At 67.3% G+C, this 7,259-nt stretch carries 7 protein-coding genes; all 7 read left to right on the top strand.

What is annotated here, in order from left to right; all coding sequences use genetic code 11:
* Nucleotides 1-205 precede the first annotated feature (205 nt).
* Nucleotides 206-1,183 carry a cysteine synthase A gene (gene cysK / locus FJY88_10385; protein ID MBM3287739.1) on the top strand — a complete coding sequence of 326 codons (978 nt, stop codon included), beginning with the start codon at nucleotides 206-208 and terminating at the stop codon, nucleotides 1,181-1,183.
* A 100-nt stretch (nucleotides 1,184-1,283) separates the two neighbouring features.
* Nucleotides 1,284-2,180, top strand: coding sequence for a DUF362 domain-containing protein (locus FJY88_10380; protein ID MBM3287738.1), 897 nt, complete (start codon nucleotides 1,284-1,286; stop codon nucleotides 2,178-2,180).
* 1 nt (nucleotide 2,181) lies between these two features.
* Entirely contained in the window at nucleotides 2,182-3,828 is a 1,647-nt protein-coding gene (locus FJY88_10375; GenBank protein MBM3287737.1) for a 4Fe-4S binding protein, read from the top strand.
* Complete coding sequence (locus tag FJY88_10370; protein MBM3287736.1) at nucleotides 3,825-4,367, top strand: PAS domain S-box protein; 543 nt, start codon at nucleotides 3,825-3,827, stop codon at nucleotides 4,365-4,367. Before FJY88_10375 ends, FJY88_10370 begins: the two co-directional genes overlap by 4 nt.
* Nucleotides 4,368-4,418: 51 nt before the next feature.
* Nucleotides 4,419-5,132 carry a hypothetical protein gene (locus FJY88_10365; GenBank protein MBM3287735.1) on the top strand — a complete coding sequence of 238 codons (714 nt, stop codon included), beginning with the start codon at nucleotides 4,419-4,421 and terminating at the stop codon, nucleotides 5,130-5,132.
* Nucleotides 5,133-5,415: 283 nt separating this feature from the next.
* Nucleotides 5,416-6,636, top strand: coding sequence for a hypothetical protein (locus FJY88_10360; GenBank protein ID MBM3287734.1), 1,221 nt, complete (start codon nucleotides 5,416-5,418; stop codon nucleotides 6,634-6,636).
* 62 nt (nucleotides 6,637-6,698) lie between these two features.
* Nucleotides 6,699-7,259 (top strand): hypothetical protein (locus tag FJY88_10355; GenBank protein ID MBM3287733.1); only part of this gene is annotated, 561 nt, incomplete at its 3' end.

Here is a 7,259-nt window from a genome sequence, read left to right as displayed (position 1 = left end):
ATCTACGCCGGGGCGACGATCCTCGGAGGCGACACCGTGATCGGGAAGGGGTCGATCGTGGGCGGCAACACATGGCTCATCCACTCGATCCCGCCGGGAAGCCGGATCACCAGCACCCCGCAGGGCCAGAAGACCGAACCAGACCAGGACGCCCGGCCGCAGTTCTGCTGAAACCGACGAGAGACTTGCACGCAAGGAGGCCACCGTGGCTCGGGTATTCAATTCGATAGCGGACACGATCGGGCGCACGCCCCTGGTGCGGACGCCATACATCTCGAAGGACTTCAAAGCCGACGTCCTCTTCAAGCTCGAGTCCTTCAACCCCATGTCGAGCGTCAAGGACCGGATCGGGCAATCGATGATCAAGGACGCGATCGATAGGGGGCTCATCAGGCCCGGCGTCACCGTGATCGAGCCGACCTCCGGGAACACCGGCATCGGCCTCGCCTTCATCTGCGCCGCGATGCGGATCCCGCTCATTCTCACGATGCCCGAGACGATGTCGATCGAGCGCAGGAAGGTGATCGCCGCCCTCGGCGCGAGAATCGTCCTGACCGAGGGGGCGAAGGGAATGAAGGGGGCGATCGCGCGGGCGGAGGAGATCCAGAAGCAGACCGCCAACTCGCTCCTCATCGGGCAGTTCGTGAACCCGGCGAATCCGGCCATCCACCGCAAGACGACGGCGGTGGAGATCTGGGAGGACACCGACGGGAAGGTGGACGCCCTGGTCGCCGGCGTCGGGACAGGCGGAACGATCACCGGTTGCGGCGAGGCTCTCAAGGAGCGCAAGCCGGCGGTGCGCGTGATCGCCGTGGAGCCGGCCGACTCGCCCGTGATCACGCAGGCGCTGGCCAGGCAGGAGCTGAAGCCTGGCCCCCACAAGATCCAGGGGATCGGTGCCGGTTTCATCCCGGGCGTGCTCAATCTCGCTGTGATCGATGAAGTCTTCCGCGTCACGAATGACGAAGCGTTCGACACCTCGCGCCGCCTCTGCAGGGAAGAGGGCCTGATGGTCGGGATCTCGAGCGGCGCGGTCGCCTGCGCGGCCTATCGCTTGGCGGCGCGGCAGGAGTTCGAGGGCAAGACGATCGTGGCCGTGCTGGCGAGCCACGGCGAGCGCTATCTCTCGACTCCCCTCTTCGACTTCCCGGAAGCGGACGAGGGGACCTCGCCGGCGCTCTAGTTCGTCGCGGCGCATCTGCGGCCATGTTGACAGTCCCCGGCCGCCGCGCGTAGCTTCTGCGTAACGCGTGGAGGCCCTCATGATGAACCGCCGCAGATTCATGCGTCTGACCCTTGGCGCCGCCGCCGCCGGACTCGCCACCCCGCTCGCGCGCATGGGCGAAACGGCCTGGGCAGAGGCGCCTTCCTCTCCCCTCCTCGCCGTCGCCCACGGGCCCTCCCCCGCCGCGATCACGCGCGCGGCGATCGATGCGGTCGGGGGAATCGCGCGCTTCGTCAGCCGCGGGGCTCGCGTCGTCGTCAAGCCGAACATCGGTTGGGACCGGACGCCGGAGCAGGCTGCGAACACGAATCCGGAAGTCGTGGCGACGGTTGTCCGCATGTGCCTGGAGGCGGAGGCGAAGTCCGTGCTCGTCCTCGACAACACGTGCAACGACGCCCGCCGCTGCTATCTGCGCTCGGGAATCGCAGAGGCGGTCCGCGCCGCGGGCGGAACGGTCGAGTTCTTCGAGGAGAATCGCGCCAAGAAGATGGCGCTCGGCGGCGAGGTCCTGAAGGAGTGGGCGGTCCATCCCTCCTTCGTCGAGGCCGACGTGCGGATCAATGTTCCCATCGCGAAACACCATGGGCTCGCCAACCTGACCCTCGGCATGAAGAACTGGATGGGCGCGATCGCGGGCAATCGCAACCGGCTCCACCAGAACCTCGACGCCTCGGTCGTCGATCTCGGCGCCTTCTTCCGCCCCTCCCTGACGGTGATCGACGGAGTGCGGATCCTCACGCGAGGCGGCCCTCAGGGGGGCAGCCTCGCCGATGTCCGCCGGCTCGACACGGTGATCGCGAGCGCCGATCCCGTCGCGGCCGAAGCCCGGGCCGTGCGACTCCACGGACCCGGCGCGATCCAGCCGGCCTGCATCTCGATGGCGGAGTCTCGCGGCCTGGGTCGATCGCGCTGGGATCAGGCGGAAGAGCGGCAGATCGAGGTTCCCGGTAGCTGAGATGCTGCGGAAGATCAGGATCCCGGTCCAGCTCGGCTTCCTCCTGCTCTTCCTCTATCTCCTCATACGGACGCTCGGCACGGGAGAGGACTCCCTGGGATCTCCGGTGCGGATCTTCCTCGAGATCGATCCGCTCGTCGGACTCACGACGTGGCTGCGCACGGGGGCGCTGCATGGCCTCCTGGCCCTCTCGGGGATCACGATCCTGCTGAGCTTCCTGCTCGGGCGCTTCTTCTGCGGATGGGTGTGCCCCCTGGGGACGCTGAGCCAGATCACGGCGAGGATCGCGCGGCCTAGGCGCGAGGAGAGGACGAGCGATTCGTGGCGCCCGTCACAGCGATGGAAGTATCTCGTGTTGGGTGCGGTGGTCGCCGGCTCGCTCGCCGGCAGCCTGTGGACCGGCCTTCTCGACCCCCTCTGCCTGCTCATCCGATCGCTGACCGTCGGCTTCGCCCCTCCCCTGGAGAGGATCCTCCGCGGAGGAGCGGCGCTCCTCGCATCCGGCCCGCTCGGGACGTTGAGCGAGCCGGCCTATCGCTGGCTTCGCGACAACACGCTCGCCCCGCGCGCGCCCAGCTATGAGCAGAGCGCGCTCATGGCCTCCATCCTCCTCTTGCTTCTCGCGCTCTCTTGGGTGCGCAGGCGCTTCTGGTGCAGGGTGCTCTGTCCGCTCGGCGCCCTCCTGGGCGCGGTCGCCCGTGTGGGAACGCTTCGCCTCCGCCAGAGTGAAAGCGCCTGCTCGGGATGCACGCTCTGCACGTTCCATTGCCAGGGCGCCGCCGATCCTGATCGCATGGGCGGATGGCGGCCATCGGAGTGCTTCGTCTGCGGCAACTGCACCGCCTCATGCGCCCGAGAGGGATTGAGCTTCGGATTCGGGCGCCCACGGCTCTCCGCGATCTTCCCTTCGGACTGGGTCCGGCGTACGAAGCCGGCGACGACGGCCACGATCGGCGGGATCGAGGTGGGCCGGCGCCGGCTGCTGATCGCCATCGGCATCGGCGCGATCTCAGGCCCCATCGGCAGGGCTTCGCCATCCCGCGGACAGCCGCCCGCCTCCCTCATCCGTCCTCCCGGCGCCGGCACGGAGTACGAGTTCCTCGACAAGTGCGTGCGCTGCGGCGAGTGCATGAAGGTCTGTCCCGGCAACGGCCTCCATCCGATCGCCCTCGAGGCGGGGCCTCTCGCCCTCTGGACGCCGGCCCTCCGGTTCGCGCATGGCTACTGCGAGTATCACTGCACCCTATGCGGGCAGGTCTGTCCCACAGGCGCGATCCCGCTCCTGAGCCAGCGGGAGAAGGAGCGGACGGTCGTGGGCCTGGCCTATGTCGATGTCCCGCTCTGCCTCCCCTACGCCTACGCGACCCCCTGCATCGTGTGCGAGGAGCACTGCCCCACCTCGCCGAAGGCGATCACCCTCGTGGAGGCCGAGGTCCGCGGTTTCGACGGCGCGCAGAAGAGCGTCCGCCAACCCAGAGTCGATCCCCATCTGTGCGTCGGCTGCGGGATCTGCGAGTACCGCTGCCCAGTCGAGGGAGACGCGGCCATCCGCGTCTACGCGACCGGCCGCACAGGTGAAGGCGGCCCCTTCGACTTCTCCTTGTCCAGGGCCGCGCCGCGCGGACGGGAGACAGAGGAGATAGCGTGAGCCCCGGCCACAGGAAGGGAGACGCGGCTGCGACGGGGGGCACCGGAACGAAATCCGCCCCCAAAACCCGCCGCGGCGAGGGCGGGTCGCTTCGCGTCCCCGCATCCAAGCGTGTCCGGTCCGGATCGAGACTCCTGGAGCACTACCGGTTGCTCTTCGAGAGAGACCTCGCGGGGGTCTACCGAACCACGCTGAGTGGCACGATCCTCGAGTGCAATGAGTCCTTCGCGAAGATGCTCGGCTACTCTTCTCCGGAGGAGTTGCTCCGGATGAGGGCGTCGGAGCTCTATGGCCTCGAGTCGGACCGCAAGGCATTCCTGAAGAGGCTCCTCGCGGCCGGCTTCATGAGAAACACGGGGCTCGTCCTCCGGAAGAAGGAACACCACCTGGGGGAAGATCAAGGCCACATGCCGGTAGCGATCTATCCCCGTCCCGTTGGAGCGATGCGACAGGAGCCCGCCTCACTCGAGGCGGGCTTCCACTCGTACGTTCCGCTCTTAACTGAACTTGAGACTTGGAGGCCTTCTAGCGACTGGTAGAGAATCGATTAGCCGAGTCTGCCCGATGGCCGATCCCCTCCCACCGCATGGATGGTCCTCGGCAGGGGGTGGGCGCCCTTGACAGATCACGGAACCCCATTCAATCTTCGGGTTGCCAAGCAAGGGACCCGGACTCCCATCGCGGGAGATCCCGGGGGCTCCGGGTCATCCAAGAACCCTGAGGAGGCATTCGTGATGAGGACCGGTTCCTACCTTCTGCTCCTGCTGCTGATTGCCTTCGTCGCGGCCCTGGCCTTCGTTCCAGGTTTGACCTCCGCGGAGGAGGCCAAGAAGGACGCGCAGCCATTCAAGTACGTCGGAGCGGCCGCATGCAAGATCTGCCACCAGACGGAGGCGCAGGGGAAGATCCACGCGACCTGGCTGGCGACTCCGCACGCGAAGGCGTTCGACACCCTTGGCGAGGCGAATCAGAAGAACGAGAAGTGCCTGGCGTGCCACACGACGGGGCACGGGAAGGCGCTCGCCGCGGGGAAGACCGCCGAGGCCCTTCGGGGTGTGCAGTGCGAGGCCTGCCACGGCCCCGGGAGCGCCTACAAGGAGATGGCTGTCATGAAGAGCAAGGCCGAGTCGCTCAAGAAGGGCCTCATCGAACCGGGCGAGAAGGTCTGCGCGGCCTGCCACGCGCCCGATCCCCCGAAGGAGTGCTGGGGCGGCAAGGAGGCCGCGCCGAAGTTCGACTTCGCCGCCGCCTACAAGAAGATCGAGCACCACGTTCCCAAGCCCGCGACCCCGGCTCCCAAGTAGCCATCCGGGGTGGGCTCCACACAGGGGGGGGGCGGTCGCGCCTGCGGCCGCCCTCGTCGATTCCCGGCCGGCCGTCCCCGCGGCAGCATTGGCCTTGACTCCCCTCCTCACAGGGGGGATAAACTCTCGGCGGCCGGAGGGATAGTCCGGGACGGCCGCAACCCGCGATTCCCTTCGGAGGCAGAAGCGCGCCCAATCTCAGAGCGAGAGGCAGTCCTCCGGTTGGTCGCGTAGACCAAGGACCACAACCCTGCTCCGCAGGCGAGAGGGAGGAAGGCTGGCGATGAAACCTCCGCGCTGGATCGCTGCCGCGTTCTTCATTGTTGTCGCATCCGCGTTCTCGATGGGAGGCTGCGCTGAGGATGCGAAGGACTGCCCGACTCCTCAGCCGATCGGCGATCTCGAGGCCGTAGGGAGCGACGCATGCCGGAGCTGCCACGACAACGACGATTCCCGGCTGGGCGTCTGGGACGACTTCATGAACAGCGGGCATCCGCACAAGCTCAACGCCGTGATCAATGGGGAGAAGCCCGATGATCCGACGCTCGAGCTGCCCGACGACCTGAGCCCGGCCGGCATCGCGTGGGGCGATGTGGCTTATGTGATCGGCGGCTACGGCTGGAAGGCTCGATTCATCCTCAAGACAGGCAAGCCGGGCAACATCCACACCGGCAACATAGCCCAGTACAACCTCGATCCGCCCTCGGGCGCAAGCCCCTGGGTCGCCTACGAGGCGTCGAATCCGGACAAGCCCTACACATGCGGGACCTGCCACGCCACGGGATGGTTGACTTACGCGGAGAACGGCAACGTCCACCAGGATGGCCTCGCGGGGATCATGGGCACCTGGGACGAGCCGGGGATCCGATGCGAGCGTTGCCATGGGCCCGGAAGCAGGCATGTCGCGTCCGGCGGAGATCCTACGCTCATCAACATCAACCGGTCCTCGGATCTCTGCGGCGAGTGCCACATGCGGGATCCCAACCACAAGCCTCTGGCGAAGGGCGGATTCATCGAGCACCACGAGCAGTACGACGAGATGCTGTCGGCGGGGCACGCGGCCAGCCTCTGCACGACCTGCCACGATCCGCACAGAGGGGTCAAGAAGGACGATCCCGACGGAAGCGGAATCCGCGTCGCCTGCGAGACGTGCCACGCCGATGAGGCGGCGCACTTGAGCCACATCCCGGGCCCGAGGTGCATCGACTGCCACATGCCTTACGTGTCGAAAACAGCGGTGGCTCACAACGTCTACAAGGCGGACCTCCGCACGCACATCTTCAAGATCAGAGCCACGACCGACACGAGGCAGACGATGTTCGTGACCGAGGGATCGGAGACTTTTGTGCCCCACGGGTATGGGGTCACCCTCGACTTCGTCTGCTACCAGTGCCACAAGGACGAGCAGCAGGTTGGGGGAAGCGCCAGCGTGAAGTCGATGGCGGAGCTGGCTGCCCGCGCGCGCGGGATCCACTCGAACAAGGCCTTCGCGACGGTCGACTGACCGCCGCGCATTCTCAGGTGGAGAGGACGGGCCGCCCGCCCTCTCCAACCGGGAGGTGGATGATGAGGAAAGCCGCGGCCGTCCAGGCGCTGCGAATCGTGGTCCTGTCGGTCCTCCTTCTGCTCCTCGGATCAAGCCCGGCGCCCGCCGTCCGCCTCGACGCCGCGAGTTCGACCGCCCTCTACTCCCAGGCCGTCGCCAAGGGCGGATCGGGCGACGACTTCGAGAACCGGACGCGCGCGTTCGAGAGGCTCCGTCTCGATTTGACCGACTTCGCGGGGCGCTCGCTGTCCCTGCACGGGTTCTTGACCGCGCGCAACGATCTCACGACCCAGAACCTGGGCGAGACGCGGACACGCCTCTACAACGGCTACCTTCGCTATCGGTCCGCGAGCACGGCTCCGGGGGCCCTGCGATACGACGCTCGGCTCGGCCGTCAGTGGATCCATGCGGGCGTGGGATCGGGAACGGTCGACGGCATCCTCTTGCGGGCCGATCGATCGGGATGGGGCGCCATCTCGCTCTTCGGCGGGACGCTCGGCAGCCAGCGTCGCGATCGCGGGGGATTCGACAAGCCGGATCTCTCAAGGCGCCTGGGCGCGGAGCTAAGGATCCGCCCGAGG

The organism is Candidatus Eisenbacteria bacterium (genome assembly GCA_016867495.1).
Lineage (GTDB): Bacteria > Eisenbacteria > RBG-16-71-46 > CAIMUX01 > VGJL01 > VGJL01.
Note: the sequence above shows the minus strand (reverse complement) of the source record. Positions and strands in the feature narration are given on the sequence as shown.

Bases quoted from the DNA above. Each gene is read 5' to 3' on its own strand.
- FJY88_10380 (MBM3287738.1), top strand. From the start codon at position 1,284: ATGCGTCTGACCCTTGGCGCCGCCGCCGCCGGACTCGCCACCCCGCTC.
- FJY88_10375 (MBM3287737.1), top strand. From the start codon at position 2,182: ATGCTGCGGAAGATCAGGATCCCGGTCCAGCTCGGCTTCCTCCTGCTC.
- FJY88_10365 (MBM3287735.1), top strand. From the start codon at position 4,419: ATGGTCCTCGGCAGGGGGTGGGCGCCCTTGACAGATCACGGAACCCCA.
- FJY88_10360 (MBM3287734.1), top strand. From the start codon at position 5,416: ATGAAACCTCCGCGCTGGATCGCTGCCGCGTTCTTCATTGTTGTCGCA.